The 13,584-nt window shown below is 72.3% G+C and carries 18 protein-coding genes; all 18 read right to left on the bottom strand.

Annotated features, from left to right (window positions below; translation table 11 throughout):
* Window positions 1–56: 56 nt before the first annotated feature.
* The 18 genes from OHA99_RS09400 to OHA99_RS09315 all read right to left on the bottom strand — a co-directional run bounded on the left by OHA99_RS09400 (window position 57) and on the right by OHA99_RS09315 (window position 13,575).
* Window positions 57–1,304: a phage major capsid protein gene (locus OHA99_RS09400; protein ID WP_405695273.1), complete on the bottom strand. Its 1,248-nt coding sequence runs from the start codon at window positions 1,302–1,304 to the stop codon at window positions 57–59.
* 134 nt (window positions 1,305–1,438) lie between these two features.
* The gene (locus tag OHA99_RS09395) at window positions 1,439–2,104 is read right to left on the bottom strand and encodes an HK97 family phage prohead protease (RefSeq protein WP_405695270.1); all 666 of its coding nucleotides are present in this window, start codon (window positions 2,102–2,104) and stop codon (window positions 1,439–1,441) included.
* A gap of 11 nt (window positions 2,105–2,115) precedes the next feature.
* Window positions 2,116–3,381: a phage portal protein gene (locus tag OHA99_RS09390; protein ID WP_405695267.1), complete on the bottom strand. Its 1,266-nt coding sequence runs from the start codon at window positions 3,379–3,381 to the stop codon at window positions 2,116–2,118.
* A gap of 16 nt (window positions 3,382–3,397) precedes the next feature.
* Complete coding sequence (locus OHA99_RS09385) at window positions 3,398–4,960, bottom strand: terminase (RefSeq protein WP_405695264.1); 1,563 nt, start codon at window positions 4,958–4,960, stop codon at window positions 3,398–3,400.
* Entirely contained in the window at window positions 4,923–5,189 is a 267-nt protein-coding gene (locus OHA99_RS09380) for a hypothetical protein (RefSeq protein ID WP_308407045.1), read from the bottom strand. The genes OHA99_RS09385 and OHA99_RS09380 overlap by 38 nt, the downstream gene beginning before the upstream one ends.
* A gap of 321 nt (window positions 5,190–5,510) precedes the next feature.
* Complete coding sequence (locus OHA99_RS09375) at window positions 5,511–5,804, bottom strand: HNH endonuclease (RefSeq protein WP_405695260.1); 294 nt, start codon at window positions 5,802–5,804, stop codon at window positions 5,511–5,513.
* Between the two features lie 75 nt (window positions 5,805–5,879).
* Complete coding sequence (locus OHA99_RS09370; RefSeq protein ID WP_405695257.1) at window positions 5,880–6,374, bottom strand: hypothetical protein; 495 nt, start codon at window positions 6,372–6,374, stop codon at window positions 5,880–5,882.
* Window positions 6,375–6,600: 226 nt separating this feature from the next.
* A complete protein-coding gene (locus tag OHA99_RS09365) occupies window positions 6,601–6,801 on the bottom strand; it encodes a hypothetical protein (protein ID WP_405695254.1) in 201 nt (66 codons plus the stop codon).
* A gap of 17 nt (window positions 6,802–6,818) precedes the next feature.
* On the bottom strand, window positions 6,819–7,187 hold the full coding sequence (locus tag OHA99_RS09360; protein WP_405695252.1) for a DUF6221 family protein: 369 nt from the start codon (window positions 7,185–7,187) through the stop codon (window positions 6,819–6,821).
* Between the two features lie 186 nt (window positions 7,188–7,373).
* Entirely contained in the window at window positions 7,374–9,464 is a 2,091-nt protein-coding gene (locus tag OHA99_RS09355) for an FtsK/SpoIIIE domain-containing protein (RefSeq protein ID WP_405695249.1), read from the bottom strand.
* A gap of 86 nt (window positions 9,465–9,550) precedes the next feature.
* On the bottom strand, window positions 9,551–9,742 hold the full coding sequence (locus tag OHA99_RS09350; protein WP_405695247.1) for a DUF6257 family protein: 192 nt from the start codon (window positions 9,740–9,742) through the stop codon (window positions 9,551–9,553).
* Between the two features lie 73 nt (window positions 9,743–9,815).
* Window positions 9,816–10,199, bottom strand: a complete 384-nt coding sequence (locus OHA99_RS09345) for an ATPase (RefSeq protein ID WP_405695244.1) — start codon at window positions 10,197–10,199, stop codon at window positions 9,816–9,818.
* 1 nt (window position 10,200) lies between these two features.
* Window positions 10,201–10,506: a hypothetical protein gene (locus OHA99_RS09340; RefSeq protein WP_405695242.1), complete on the bottom strand. Its 306-nt coding sequence runs from the start codon at window positions 10,504–10,506 to the stop codon at window positions 10,201–10,203.
* Window positions 10,503–10,691, bottom strand: a complete 189-nt coding sequence (locus OHA99_RS09335; RefSeq protein WP_405698927.1) for a hypothetical protein — start codon at window positions 10,689–10,691, stop codon at window positions 10,503–10,505. The genes OHA99_RS09340 and OHA99_RS09335 overlap by 4 nt, the downstream gene beginning before the upstream one ends.
* Complete coding sequence (locus OHA99_RS09330; protein WP_405695239.1) at window positions 10,691–11,794, bottom strand: hypothetical protein; 1,104 nt, start codon at window positions 11,792–11,794, stop codon at window positions 10,691–10,693. Before OHA99_RS09330 ends, OHA99_RS09335 begins: the two co-directional genes overlap by 1 nt.
* A complete protein-coding gene (locus tag OHA99_RS09325) occupies window positions 11,791–12,324 on the bottom strand; it encodes a hypothetical protein (protein WP_405695236.1) in 534 nt (177 codons plus the stop codon). The genes OHA99_RS09330 and OHA99_RS09325 overlap by 4 nt, the downstream gene beginning before the upstream one ends.
* 373 nt (window positions 12,325–12,697) lie before the next feature.
* Complete coding sequence (locus tag OHA99_RS09320) at window positions 12,698–13,339, bottom strand: hypothetical protein (RefSeq protein WP_405695233.1); 642 nt, start codon at window positions 13,337–13,339, stop codon at window positions 12,698–12,700.
* Window positions 13,336–13,575: a sigma factor-like helix-turn-helix DNA-binding protein gene (locus OHA99_RS09315; protein WP_405695230.1), complete on the bottom strand. Its 240-nt coding sequence runs from the start codon at window positions 13,573–13,575 to the stop codon at window positions 13,336–13,338. Before OHA99_RS09315 ends, OHA99_RS09320 begins: the two co-directional genes overlap by 4 nt.
* Window positions 13,576–13,584 lie beyond the last annotated feature (9 nt).

Genomic DNA, 13,584 nt, shown 5'->3' with positions numbered 1-13,584 from the left:
CGGTCGCGAGCGGCAGGCCCTGGTCGTCACGGGCCTGCCGCTCGCTGGTGGTCCGGTCAGGAAGCCCCGCCGGTGTAGGTCTTCACGGCGCCGGTCAGGTCGACCAGCGCCGCGTCCGCGCGCATCAGCGCCCGGAAGGTGACGAGGTCCGCATTGAACGCGAACTCGTCCGACCGCTCGAAGCGGATCCCGCCCGCCATGCGGACGAAGTACTGCGAGATGTCACCGAAGATCACGGACTCGGCGCCGACGGCGATGTCCGCGACGTTCGGGTCGGTGAGCACCGGCTTGCCGAGGATCGTGTCCGGGGTCCCGGCGACGACCGACGGCTGCCAGATGTACTGGCCCTCGGTGGTCTTGATCTTCCGGATCGTGCCCGCCGTGCCGTCGTTCATGATCCAACGGCAGGAGCTGGACATGCGGTACGGCGAGATGACCGAGTGGAACAGCTCGATCAGCAGGTCCGCGCCCTCACCCGCAGCGGACTGAGAGCCGAACCCGCCACTCTGGCCGGTCGGGCCGGTGGCGCCGGCGGTCGCGTCGGTGACGATGCCGCGCGGCTTCCCGGACCCGTCGCCGGTGATGGCGTGCGCACCGAAGGCGTTGCCCAGCGCGCGGCCCGCCTGCATGGACAGGTAGCCCTCCAGGTCGACGCCCGCGTCCGTGAGGAGCTCGCGGGAGACCTGGATGACGGTGCCGTACTTGTAGGCGCCGAGGGACACCTGGCCGAACGCCGGGTCGGACTCGCCGATCGGGCCCGCCTCGGTGACGATCGCCGCCGAGGAGTGCGCGGTGGTCTTCGGCACCTGGAGGGTCTCGCCGCTGGCCGTGTTCAGGACGGTGGCACCGGCCTGCATGATGGCGCTGGTCTCGATCAGGTGCGCCACCAGCTGGCCGTAGAAGTCCGTCGGGACGGTCGCGCCGCCCGCACCCGAGGACAGCTTGGACAGGTCACGGAACGACACCGGTCCGGCCGGGACGACGTCGAACGTGCGGCCGCCCTCACCGCGCAGGAACTTCCGCAGCTCCTCGCTGTTCGGCTGCGCGTCCGGGCCGCCCTTGCCGCGGGGCTCGCCGCGCAGCTTGGACATGGCGTCCTCGGCGTCCTTCGCGCGCTGCTCGCCGTCGATGACGGCCTTGATGCGCTTGTCCAGCGCGTCCAGCTCGGCGTTCAGCGACTGCCAGTTGCCCTCTTCCTCGCCGGAGAACGTGCGGTTCTCCTCGGCGGCCGCGTCGGCCAGCGCCTTGGCCTGCTCCCAGACGCGCAGCCGACGCTCCTGCAGGGACTTCACTACCTCGGACATGGTCCGATCTCCTCACTGTGAATCAGGGATGTGGTCCGAGGTGGCTGTCGGCCTGCCTCGACATGCGAAAGGCCCGCACCAGGCGGGCCGTCGTGCTACTCGGAGGGGTGGCTGTCGGCCTGCCCCAAAGGGGTTCAGAGGTGCGGGGACTCGCGCCGGGCCAGCAGCGCCATACGCGCGGCGGCACCGAGCGTCTGCGGCTTGGCCGGGCCCGGCCCGTCGCTGCGGCGGAACAGCTTCCGCAGTTCGTCCTGCCGGGCCAGGGACCGGACCTCTTCGAGGTCGGCGCCGACGTGCTGGGCCAGCGAGCGCAGGCCGGCCGACGAGTCCGGGTAGGCGGGGATGTTGACCGGAGCGACGTCGACGAGCTGCGCGCGCAGCAGCGTCCGCATGGGGAACCCCTGGTCGGTCATCCCCCAGTCGTCTTCCACGGTGCGGAACGCGAAGCTGGACTTGCGGACGTCGCCGCGGGCCACCAGCTCGAGGATGTCGGCGCGGGCCTGCGGCGGGTCGACGTCGTACAGCAGGCCCTGGTCGTCGATCGACAGGCGCAGCGTGCCGCCCGCGACCGTGCCCAGCAGCATGTTGTCGTCGTGGTTGTAGCGGGCGATGACGTCCGGCCAGCCGTCGCCGCGGGACTTGTTGAACGCGCGCGGGTCGACCACCTCGACGAAGCCGCCCAGGTTGGACGACTCGCGGTTGAACACGGCGGCATAGCCGCTGATGGTCTTGCGCTGCTGCTCCTTGGGCGCCCGCAGCTCGACGGGCACCGGCGTGTAGCGCCTCTCCAGGTCGGCCACGGTCGGCCTCCTCACTGAATGGGGTTGGGGTCGCCCGGCCCGGGGGCCGGGTCGTTGGTGGGCTGGCCGATCAGGGACACGGGCAGGTACGTCTGCCCCTGGCCGTCCGGCAGCGGCGACAGGTCCTCGAGGGCGCGGACCTCGTCGCGGTTGCGCCAGCCGTCGTTCAGCGCCATCGAGTGCGCCTGGTAGCGGGTCATCAGGTCGACGCGGATCATCGCGTCGGCGTTGAAGCGCACGAACTCCTTGCCCGGCATGAGCGCGGACAGCTTCGCCTCCAGCCGGGACAGCCACGGCCGCAGCGTGAACCCGACGAAGTTGATCGCGTTCTGCTCCACGTTCGCGTAGGTCATCGACCCGCCGGAGTCCCCGCCGACCATCTCCGGCGGCACCCCGTAGATCGCCGCGATCTGCGAGGCGTTGAGCCGCATCGTCTCGATGAACTGCGACTCCTCGGGGTTCACTTGTAGCGCGGTGAAGTCCCAGTCCGACCCGAACACCAGCGGCTTGCGGGCGCGGACCCGCGCGGCCAGCCGGTCGCTGATCTCCTCAGCCTCGTCCGGGTTGATCGCCTTCGCGGAGTTCTTCATCGTGGCCGGCGGGGTGCCGCCGTTGTCGAACCAGGACAGTCCGTACTCCGTCGCGCTGAGGCCGACGCCGATGGTGCGGGCGAACGCCTGCACCGGCGACAGCCCCGTCACGCAGCCGGGAAGCACCACCCACGGGATGTGGACGATCTGCTCGCGCGGCACCTCCTGGCCCTGCCAGTAGAAGACGGGCAGCGTGGGCCGGAGCTCGTCCACCCACACGTCGTCGGGGTTGAGCCACTCGATCATCGTGGGGAACCCGAAGGCGTCCCGCTGCGTGATCAGCCCGTAGGCGTTGCCCCGCAGGGCGAGCGAGACGACCGCCTTGTGCAGCCACTCGAACAGGTTGTCCCGCGCGGCCGGAGCGAACAGCAGCGACGGCACGAACGTCAGCAGCTCCCGCGACGTCCCGTTCTTCCGGTACGTCTGCACCGGCAGCGACGCGATCGAGTCGGCGAGGATCCGCACGCACGCGAACAGCGGGATCAGCCGGATCGCCTGCGCCGACGACACGGTGCCCGGGCGCGGCCCGCCCGAGATCCACGGCAGCGACGTGAGGGCCCGCTTCGACACCGCACCCAGCCGCCGGAAGCTGGCCGCCAGCGCCCGACCCACCCGGCGCCAGCCGCCCACCGACGGAGGCGGCCCGCCCGGGTAGTACACCCCATCGGGGCCGAGAGTCGGACTCACCACAGCACCCCCTTCCTCACAGCACCGAATCCAGCGCGTCGTAGTCCTCGAGGACCTGAGGCCCCCGGATGAGCAGCGCCCACCGGGCGAACGTCGTCGCGCACAGCGGACTGATGTCGACCAGCGACGCCGTGCGGTCCAGCTGCCAAGCGTCCCCGTTGCGCCGCGTCCGGGCCCCGTTCACCGCGGCCGTGAGCGGCACCTGGTCCAGGTGTCGGACCGTGCCCTGGTTCATGGCGTCGGCCAGCTGCCCGCACGCCTCCGTGATGTCCCCCGCCCGCATCACCGCGAGGTCGCCACGCTGCGGGTGGGCCCGGTCCTTCGGCGACTCGATCCCCGCGGCCGCCAGGTCGTCGATGAGCGACCCGGCCGGCGCACCCGACGAAGCCACCGCCACGGCGACCGGCTTCCACAGCTTGTGCAGCTTGGCCACAGCAGGCACCACCCAGGCCGTGCCTGGGCGGCGGGCCACGACCTCCACGTGCACCTTGCCGTCCGACCGCAGCGAGGCCGCGGCGATGGAGGCGTGCGCCCGGTCCTGCGACACATCAACAGCGAGCGCCACGCTGTCCGCCACCGGCTTGCTGCCGACGTCGACCAGGCCCGCCCACTTGTCCTTGGGCACGTTCGGATCGGTCGGCGGCGTGGGCTTGCGGGTGCGGTTCAGGTAGGCCCGGTCAAACTCGGCCGGGTCCATCTTCTCCAGCTCAGCCTGGATGATCTCCTCGGTCACCGTGTAGCCGAGCGCGGGCAGCGTCGCCCTCCACGTCGCCGGGTCCGACCGGTCCATGTCCTCCGGCGCGTACCACTCGAAGTAGGCGGCGCGCGGCCGAGCCGCCGCTGGGTCCTCGGCGAGCGCCTCCCACAGCGCTTCGATCAGCGCGCGCCCGTTCTCCCGCTTCTTGTTCAGCCACACGCTCTTGGTCGTGCCGCCCGCCGACGCCCACCACAGCTGAGCCATGGCCCGCGTCAGCATCGCCGGAGAGAACGCCTGCTCGAGCCGGTCGTCTTCGTGAGCGAACGCCTCGTCGATGAACCCGAGGTCCAGCGGCGGACCGTGGCCGGCCTTCTCCGTGTTCGCCGTGATGCCCATCTTCGAGCGGGTCTTGCCCCACAGGATGGCCTCGTTGCCGTTCGACTTCCGGATGCGCGCCAGCTTCGCCAGCTCCGAGCCCGCGATCTTCTCCCAGAACTCGTCCTCCCAGCGCTGCCTCGCCATGCCCCGGGTCTGCGCCGCGTACACGATGTTCTGCCGCGGCCACGCCAGGCCGCGGTGAACCTGCGCCCCCAGACACAGCTCCGTCTTGCCCTGCTGCCGGGACACCGACAGGCCCACCTCGCGGTGCGCGAACCGGCCCGTAGCCGGGTCGATCTCCAGGGCGACGTCGGAGACGTACCGCTGCCACGGCATCGGCGGCGCGCCGAGCTTGGCCATGACCTTCCACAGCTTCGGACCCAGCGACGGCCGGTCCGGGTGCCGCGGCGTCCCCCAGCGCGGCGGGCACTCCAACCCGTACCGCTCCCGCAGATCGGCGGCGAACTCAGTCGGGGGAGCCCAGGTCTCCGAGGTCGTCGTCATCGTCAGCGGCCCGCCCCTCCAGCAGCTGGGCGAGCGTCTGCCGGAGCTCGCGGTTCAACGAGGGGAGCTGCTTGCCGTCCTCCCCACCGCCGGCGTCGATCTCCCGGGCCAGGGCGTAGGCCATCTCGGACAGGGACGGCTCCACGCCGACCAGGTCCCCGAGCTGCTCCACGTCGTCACGCACCGTGGTCTCGACCGGGCCGGCCTGGCGCTTCGGCTGCCTCGCCACGGCGCCCCCTTCCATGATCGTCCGGCCGTGATCATGCCGGGGGGAGAAAAATGGCAGGGGGGCGCGGGGTAGGGATCGGCCCCTGTCCAAAGAACGGACGGCCGGCCGCCGCCGAGCCGAGACGATCACTGCTCTGACCTGCATCGATGATCAATGCTGGGTGTGCTCGTGCCTGGCCGGAGGGGGCAGTGCCCTGTCGTCGGCGAGGCAGGTGAGGGTGCGCCGGCCGACGGCGCCAGGCTGCGGCGGGGCTCGCTCGGAGCGGCGAGGCTGGTGGCGCCTCGGTCTGCCCCGGCCTCACTGTGGGTAGCGAGCGCGGGTCTACGGTCCGGCGAACCAGTCGACGCTGGTGTGGAGCTGGACGACGGCGGCCAGGGGCCGGTCGCCCTTCTCGGCGTTGCACTTGCGGAGGCAGACGGGACAGCCGCGGTTGCCGTGGATCGGGGCGAGGTTGTCGGGGTCCGTCCGGGCGCCGCCCTTGCTGACGGGCTGGATGTGGTCGACGGCGGTGGCGTGGCCGTGGCCGCAGACGATGCACACGTCGGACTCGGCGAGGATGCGGGCGCGGATCTGGCGGAACTCGTAGGAGACGAGCTCGCTGCGGTCGGTGGCCACGGGCGCTCTCCTCTGTGCACGACGGAGCCCCGGGCCGTGAGCGGCGGCCGGGGCTCCGTCGTGAGTCTGTGGCGGCTACTGCTGCACGGCGCCGTCCAGCGCTTCGGCGATCTTCGGGGCGAGGCGCTCGCTGTCATCGCGGGCGGCCTTGTCGCGGGTGGGCAGGCTGACGGCCCATGCGTCGTTGGTGACGGCGATGCCGCCGAACTGCTTCGACAACGGGACCCACGCGGCGAGTGCCTCGGGGTTGGGGAAGAGGTTGATGCCGGCCTCGCCAGCCGCGGGGCCGTCCCCGTCGGTGATCGTGAGGCTGTACGGCGTGCCGCCGACCTCGGTGATGTACGAGGCGTCCTTCTGCTCCTGGGGCTGCGAGACGGTCAGGCCGGCGTCCTTGAGCGCGTCGGCGATGTCCTGCGCGGTCTCGTAGTGCCGATCGCCTGCGGGTGCTGCGCTGGCGGCCGGGCTGCTCGGTGCGGTGGCGGCCTCGCTGGTGTCGTCGCTGCTGCTGCACGCGGTGAGCGTGAGGGCGAGTACGGCGAGGATGCCGGCGGTCGTGGTGCGGGCGTGCATGGTCCCCCCAGGGATGGCGGATGCTGGCGGTGCCATCATCGGTCATGTGGGGGCGCTGTGAAGGCGTCGTGGTCGTCCCGTGATGAAGGACGCCCGTCGCTGGCAGGCAGCGACGGGCGTCTAATCTTGGCCGGCCTTGACCGGACCTCTATGCCGCGGCTCTCCGGCCGGGCTGTCTGTGGGCACAGCTGTACACCGGGATCGTGACAGACCTTCTGACCTGCGGTCAAGCGGCGGCCCGGGCGCGGCGGATGGCGGCGAGGGCGGCGACGTCGGCGGCGGCGTACCAGGGCTGCCGGTCGGTGCCTCCGGAGCGGGTGAGCTGGCCGCGGCGGACGAGCTGGCGGACGCCGGCGAGGCTGATGCCGAGGAGCCGTGCGGTCTGGTGGGCGGTGAGGTGGCCGGGGCGGCTCATCTGCGACTCCATGACCCCATGATGCCGTCCTACGGCCGCCACGCCTCGCGGTAGCCGGACCGGTCGGCGTAAGGCAGGGCGAGCAGGCGCAGCACCGGGTTCATCGCGTCCAGGAGCAGACCGAGGTCCAACCCGGGCTGCGGGAACTTCGGCGGGTTGACCGCTTCGCTGGCCGCCCTCTCGTTCCAGTAGGCGAACTGGTCGATGATCTGCCGCTTGGCGTCGATCTCGCGCAGCACCCGCGCTGGGCTGTGCGTGGCGATGTGCAACGCGTCCTCAGGCGGCACGAACGCGATCTGCTCCGTTGGGTTGTAGCCGTACCAGCCGCTGCTCGCCGCCCGCGCGGTCCGATCATCGTTGTCCAGCTGCGCGCGCAGCCACTGCACCAGTTCGTCCATGGCGTCATCCTCTCGCGGTGGTGTCGTCTAGGGGGCGTCTTCGGACCCCTCGTTTCGGGGCGGATCACGGGGCGGGCGCCGGGGCCCGAAACTCGAAACTGTGCAGGTGGGGGCCGATATCGGGGGCGAAACCGGTTTCGGGCCGGGGTGAAACCTCGCCCCCTTCCCGAAACCGGCTCAGGGCCCCTATTCGGCGTCGTCGGCGGCCGGGAGATCGGCCTGCCTCAGGCCCTTGGCGCCGCCGCAGCACTCGCGGATCGTGAGCTGCTTGGTGGACACCTTGAAGGGCTTCAGCGCCGCCGACAGGGCGGTGGAGGCGGCGGCCGCGTCCATGTCGGTCCACGGCTTGTAGAGGTCGGGCCGGTAGCGGGCGAGGGCTTCGACGAGCCGGTGGGAGTGCACGGCCTCCACGCTGTCGGGCCAGATCGCTCGCAGGTGGTCGACGACGGTCTCGACGTCCAGCTCGTCGACGACGGCGCCGACGGACTGCCCGGAGAGGGTGCCGGCCGCGGTGCGCAGGGCGAGGGCGCGGGCGGCGATGTCCTCGGCTTCGGTCTGCTTGATGAACGCGGCGCGGACGGTGAAGCCTTCGCGGCCGCGGGCGAGGATGCCGGTTCCCTGCTCGTCCACGCTGATGTCGGTGGCGCGCAGGCCGCGGTCGTAGGCGCCGGTGCCGAGCACGTTGTTGTTGGCGCGCCAGTCCATGACGGCGAGGCAGAGGCGGGTGCCGACCGAGCTGGACACCGAGGTGGGCAGGCTGGGTGCGTCGGGGTTCTGGGTGAGGAGGATGAGGATGATGCCGTAGGCGCGGGCCTTCTTGATCAGGCGGGTGGCGAGTGCGGCGGCCTCGTCCTTGTAGTCGGCGTGGGTGAACAGTTCCTGGACCTCGTCGATGACGATGACGCGCGGGCCGAGGTCCTGCTCGGGGTACTTCTCGGCGATGGCGCGGGTGACCTTGCGGCCTTCGGGGACCTCGGAGGCGGGCAGGGACTTGATGAACTTGGCGCGGCGCTGGTACTCGGCGATGCCGGAGCGCATCCCGGCGAGGGCTGCCTCGAGGTCCTCGTCTTCGTCGCCGGACACGTACCGGTGGCAGATGGGCTTGACGGAGTCGAGGTCGCCGGAGCCCTTCAGTTCGTAGATCCACAGTTCGGCGGTGGGGTCGAGGGCGACGCCGAGGACGATGGCGAGCGCGCAGGACGTCTTGCCGGAGCCGGGGATGCCTCCGACCAGCATGTTGGAGTACATGAGGGAGACGTCGATGAGGTTGCCGCGCGGGTCGAAGCCGAAGGGCAGCGGCTGGTAGACGTCGGCCTGGCCGTCCTTCATGAGCGGCCACAGCTTCCGGCCGGCCTTCGCCGGGTCGCGCTGGGCGACCCAGAGGACGAGGCGGCCGGGGTGGGCGGTGCGGTCGCCCTCGGGCCACACGGTGCTGATGGGGCGGCGCATGGCGGCGGCGAGGGCGGACCGCTTCTCCAGGACGGCGGTGGCCTCCACGCCCGGGGGCAGGTCGACCTCGGCGCGCCAGCCCGGTCCGTCGCGCATGACCTCGGAGGCGAACTCGACGCCGCGGCGGCCCTTCTTGCCCTCGATGCCGATGGCGGCGAGCGCGTCGATGACCTCGGTGGAGTCCAGCCTGCGGAGGACGTTGGTGGCGACGTAGCGGGTGACGAGCGGCTTTCCGTCGCGCTTCTTGCCTGCGGTGCCGAGGAGGATCGCGCCGGTGAGGGCGGCGGTGAGGGTCCAGCCGGGCACGAGGAACGAGGCGGTGAGGGTGGTGATGCTCGTGGTGGCGGCGACGACGAGGGAGGCGATGCGGCGGGGCCGGACGCGGCGGGAGTGCTCGCGGGACAGGGCGAGCCACGCTTCGATGTCCGCGCTGGCCGCGGCCTTTGTCTCGACGGGCCGGGCTTCGGTGTCGGCGACCCAGCGGCCCCAGCGGATGATGAGCCGTCCGGCGCCGCGCGGGGCGCGCATCAGCAGGCGGGCGGCGTAGACGGGCGTGCGGAGGGCGTGGAAGCCGATGCTGTGGGCGTAGTAGGAGGCGGCCCATCGGCAGGTGTTGGTGAAGACATTCCAGCGGCGCAGCGCGGGGGGTACGACGGGCGGGGCGTCGGCGAGGTAGGCCTGCCGCTCGGCGACCCACGCGCCGGCCTCCGGGAGGGTGTCGGCGGGCGGGTCGACGGGCCTCGGTTCGGCGTCCTGGATGACGTCGATGATGGTCTCGGTGAGGGTGTCGGCGGCGTCCTTGTGGAAGTCGACGGTGGTCTCGGTCATGCTGTGGGCTTCCTGCCTCTTGCTGGGGTGTGGAGGCCCGGGGACGGCGGGCTGCTTGGCGGTAGGACGCCGTCCCCGGGGCCGAGCTACTTGCCCTGCTGCTTGCGCTTGCGGGCCTGGTCCTGGATGCGGTCGAACTTGCGCTGGAGGTCGCTCAGGTCGACGTTGCCGGTGCCGTCGTCGGCGATGCCGCGCTTGGCCATGCGGGCGATCAGCACGGTCAGGCGGGCCTTTTCACCGGCGGTGTAGTCGCGGGAGTTGAGGTCAGGGGCGGCCATGGGTCCTCCTTGGGCGGGCCGGGCTGTCCGGCTCCCCTCACCGCCCGTCACACTCGGGCGGATCGGGCAGCCGTCAGCGCTGCACGACGGGCTTGTCGAGGTCCCGGTGGAGGACGGTCACCGCGTATCCGGCGTCGGTGAGCAGCTCGGCGAGGGCGAGGGCGACCGTGGGTGCCCGATGCCGGCCGCCCGCGCACCCGGAGGCGACGGTCACGGTGCCTGCGGACGGTCCGGCGGCGAACGCGGCGACCGCGGAGGCGATGCTGCCCACGAGCGGGCAGATGCCGGGCGTGGCCAGGACCGCGGCGCGTACCGGCTTGTCGTGGGCGGTCATGTGCCGCAGGTCCGGGGAGACGTGCGGGTCCCGGAAGTGGTGCCGCAGGTCGAGGGTCAGGTGCGCGTGGGGCGGGGCGGCGTGGAGGTAGCCGAACGAGACGATGTGGACGGTGGTCTGCATGTCAGCGGCCCTTCTGGGTCTCGCGCCAGATGCTGCGGAGGATGAGGAAGCAGCCGGTGCCGGCGCAGGCGGTGATGGTGATGGCCAGGGCGAACAGGGCGCCGGCCAGGGCGACGGGCACGGCCACGCTGCCGACCACGATCCACTTCCGCGCGTCGAACTCACGCCGGGGCGCGGGCGGCTGGGTGGGCTGCTGCTGGGTGGCCTGCTGGGTGGCGAGGACGACGGCGACGATCTGCGCGATGTCCACGCTGTTCTGGGCGGCCTCGCGGGCGGCGGCCTCCGCCTTCTCCAGGGCGTCGCTCACGCCACCCACCCCCGGACGCGGCGGGTGATGCGGGGCCAGGCCCAGATGCCGGCCGCGGCGGCGAGGAGCGGCGGGTAGGTGGCGGCGGCGACGGCGACGCTGCCGACGATGGCGAGGAGGACCGCGGCGAGCGTCGGGCAGGCGACGAGGAGGCCGAGGACGATGCCGAAGATGATGCGCATCATCACGCGTAGCCTCCGTTCCCAGGGTCCCGCTGGGCCTTCGGCTTCCGGGACAGGACGGCGCGGACGTAGTTCTCGCCGACCGTGATCCGGTGCCGTTCGGCGACCTCCCGGACGATGTCCTCGGCGCGCGCATCCTTGCCGAGGGATGATGCGGCCTCCCGGATGGCGGCGGTCTTGGCGCCGCGCGGCAGGGCGTTGACCTGCGGCGCATCATCCGCATCATCGCGTTCGACCTCGTACTCGGCGGGCTTGCGGCCGAGGACCAGGGCGACGGCGACGGTGTCGACGGCGAGGCCGTAGGTGCCGAGGAGGTGGGCGAGTTCGGCCGGGGGCGCATCAGGCCGCGCATCATGCGCGAGCCGGATCGCATCAGCCGGGTCCATGTCGGCGAAGTGGGAGCGCAGGGCCTCGGTCGCGGACACCGGCCGGAGCCGGGCGGGCGGCTCCTCGATGGCGGCCGCGGGGGCGGCGCCGTACATGGAGGCGAGGGCCGCATCAGCCCCGTCACGGACCCGGTGGCGCTGGACGTCGACGAGGCCGGCGCCCAGCTCGGCGTCGCCGTGGCCGACGTACCGGGCGAGCCGCCAGTAACGGCGCCGGGCGAGCTTGCGCTGTGCCTTGCCAGGGTGGCCTTCGGCGACCGCGCGGTGGAACGCGAGCTGGCGGGCGACGTCGGCGTTGCGGCGCATCGTCTCGGCGTCCGTGCCGGTGGTGAAGACGACCACCGACCGGGCGACGAAGGACAGGCCTTCGGCGGCGCCTGACATGGCCAGCGGGGTGACCGCGTACACGGCGGCCTCCCGGGCGGTTCCGGCGATCGTGACGCCGACGCAGGCCGCGGAGACCGGGGCGAGCCACATGCCGAGCCGGACGATGGCGGGCGAGGACTGCCCGAGCATCGTGCGCAGCAGCATGACCAGCCCGAGGATGAGGGTGAGCCCTTCCCCGGCGGCGACGACGCCGGCGGCGGTGGCCTCGCGGTGGAAGGCGGTGACGGCGTTGGTGTAGGTGCCCCAGGCGCCGAACCCGCCGACGCCGGCCATGAGGATGGCGGCGACCACGAGGACGGCGATCTGGCCCTTGGTGAGGTTGCGGGTGCTCATCGCCAGGCCACCTCTCCGGCGGCGCGGAAGACACGGGCAGCGGTGCCGGCCGGGGCGTGGGGCAGGGCGACGGGGTAGGTGCCGGGGGCGGTGGAGATGCGGCGGGCGGCGTGGTGCTCGCAGCCCGCGATGCCGGTCTCGGTGAGTCCGAGGACCAGGACGACGACGGGCCCGGGGCAGGGGCTGGTGTCGCTGGCGGTCGCGGCGGGGCAGCGGGGCTGCCAGGCGGCGGGCGTGCCGTACCAGCCGATCGGCTGGCCGACGGTCCACACGCGGCCGTCGGCCATCGTCACCTGGTGAACGTCGCGGGCCATGCGGGCCGTGTAGCTGCCGGCGTCGATGACCCGGAACTCCAGGCCGTTCGCGTGCCGGACCGTGGGGCGGTCGGCCTGCGGGGCGGCGGCGGTGGAGTGGGCGGGCCAGGTGGGGCGGAGTGCGCGAAGGTGGGCGGTGCTGGCGTAGTCCGCAGCGGCGAGCCGGTGCAGCTCGGCGACGCGGTCCTCGGGCAGGTTAGGGTTCTGCTGGGTCATAACGAGGTCCGATCTCGTTCGTGATCAAGTGGTGGTCCCCGGCGGCCGGTAGGGTCGGCTTGCCGGGGGCTGCCCGCTTTACGGGCCTATGCGGTTGTGGTCGGGGAGTTCGGCGGGGGTAGGGTCCCGAGGCCGTACTCGCGGATGGATCTTCTGACTGCGCTGACGTCGATCCCGATCTCTCGGGCGACAGCCGACTTGCTGCCGAGTTCTCGGACGCCTTCTTCGAACGCTGCCGCTCGTCTTCGGGCGCTTGCCGCGATCTCTGCTTGCAGGTCGCGCTGCCGCTGATTCTCGGCAGCAACGCGTGCGCGCCAATTGGTGGTTGGCACGCACCCCACCTTACTGGGACCCAGTGTCCTAGGCAAGGTGTTCATGCCGCCGCCTCAGGCTGCAATGCCTTCAGCATCAGGTACTGCTCGGGCCCGTACTCGGTGCCGCACCACCGGCAGACCAGCAGCGCATCACCCGGGTACGCGCGCAGGACGGCACCGCACACCCCGCCTTCGACGGCGGCGACACAGTGGCCGATGCGGGTGCCGACGCGGTGGCGTCGGTCGGTCGGGTCCTCCGGGTCGACAATCGTGAGCACGTCCGCCTCGAGGGCGCGGACCTCTGCGGCCATCTCGCCGGCCATCGGCCACTCGGCGGCGATCCAGTCCATGTTCATGGCGAGGCCGCGGGCGGCGACGGCCACGCGGCGGCCCACGTCGGCGAGGATGGCGGGCGGTCCCCAGCCGCGGTCTTCCTGCATCGCGCGCCGCCAGTCCTCCAGCACCCCGGCGATACCGCCGGCCGCCCGCAGGTTCAGCACGTGTTCGCGGACGGGCAGCGGCGCCTCCGCAGCGCGGGTGCGGCCGGTCGGGGTGCTCGTACTGCTGCCGGGAGCGAGGAACGCGGCCAGCGCGGCCCACAGCTTCGGCATGCGGTTGAGGCGTTCGAGGGTGGCGCGGGTGCAGCCGGGGCACAGGTGGCCGTGCTCCAGCTGCTGCTCGCACAGTCCGCACAGGTTCACGGGGCGCTGCTCTCCTCGGTCGGAAGGGTGATGAGGCCGCGGCGGACGGCTGCGCGGACGGCTGCCGCCCGCCGGCGGTCGCGCGGAACGTGGACGACGTCCAGGCGCTCGTAGGCCCGGGAGAGGAGCGACGAGGCCTGTTCGCGGGTGATGCCGAGGCGGGCGCCGACCTCGCGCAGCGGTACGCCGTCGGCGGCCGCGGTGAGGGCCTGCGCCTGCCGCGGGGTGAGCGGCATGCGGGCCGG

Origin of the sequence: Streptomyces coelicoflavus (assembly GCF_045041415.1) — a bacterium.
GTDB classification, from domain to species: Bacteria; Actinomycetota; Actinomycetes; order Streptomycetales; family Streptomycetaceae; genus Streptomyces; species Streptomyces coelicoflavus.
The sequence above is the reverse complement of the archived record's forward strand: the minus strand, read 5'-3'. Positions and strand labels throughout refer to the sequence as shown.

Bases quoted from the DNA above. Each gene is read 5' to 3' on its own strand.
- OHA99_RS09370 (WP_405695257.1), bottom strand. From the start codon at position 6,374: ATGCACGCCCGCACCACGACCGCCGGCATCCTCGCCGTACTCGCCCTC.
- OHA99_RS09360 (WP_405695252.1), bottom strand. From the start codon at position 7,187: ATGGACGAACTGGTGCAGTGGCTGCGCGCGCAGCTGGACAACGATGAT.
- OHA99_RS09325 (WP_405695236.1), bottom strand. From the start codon at position 12,324: ATGACCCAGCAGAACCCTAACCTGCCCGAGGACCGCGTCGCCGAGCTG.
- OHA99_RS09385 (WP_405695264.1), bottom strand. From the start codon at position 4,960: ATGACGACGACCTCGGAGACCTGGGCTCCCCCGACTGAGTTCGCCGCC.
- OHA99_RS09315 (WP_405695230.1), bottom strand. From the start codon at position 13,575: ATGCCGCTCACCCCGCGGCAGGCGCAGGCCCTCACCGCGGCCGCCGAC.
- OHA99_RS09345 (WP_405695244.1), bottom strand. From the start codon at position 10,199: ATGCAGACCACCGTCCACATCGTCTCGTTCGGCTACCTCCACGCCGCC.
- OHA99_RS09365 (WP_405695254.1), bottom strand. From the start codon at position 6,801: ATGGAGTCGCAGATGAGCCGCCCCGGCCACCTCACCGCCCACCAGACC.
- OHA99_RS09355 (WP_405695249.1), bottom strand. From the start codon at position 9,464: ATGACCGAGACCACCGTCGACTTCCACAAGGACGCCGCCGACACCCTC.
- OHA99_RS09330 (WP_405695239.1), bottom strand. From the start codon at position 11,794: ATGAGCACCCGCAACCTCACCAAGGGCCAGATCGCCGTCCTCGTGGTC.
- OHA99_RS09335 (WP_405698927.1), bottom strand. From the start codon at position 10,691: ATGATGCGCATCATCTTCGGCATCGTCCTCGGCCTCCTCGTCGCCTGC.
- OHA99_RS09400 (WP_405695273.1), bottom strand. From the start codon at position 1,304: ATGTCCGAGGTAGTGAAGTCCCTGCAGGAGCGTCGGCTGCGCGTCTGG.
- OHA99_RS09350 (WP_405695247.1), bottom strand. From the start codon at position 9,742: ATGGCCGCCCCTGACCTCAACTCCCGCGACTACACCGCCGGTGAAAAG.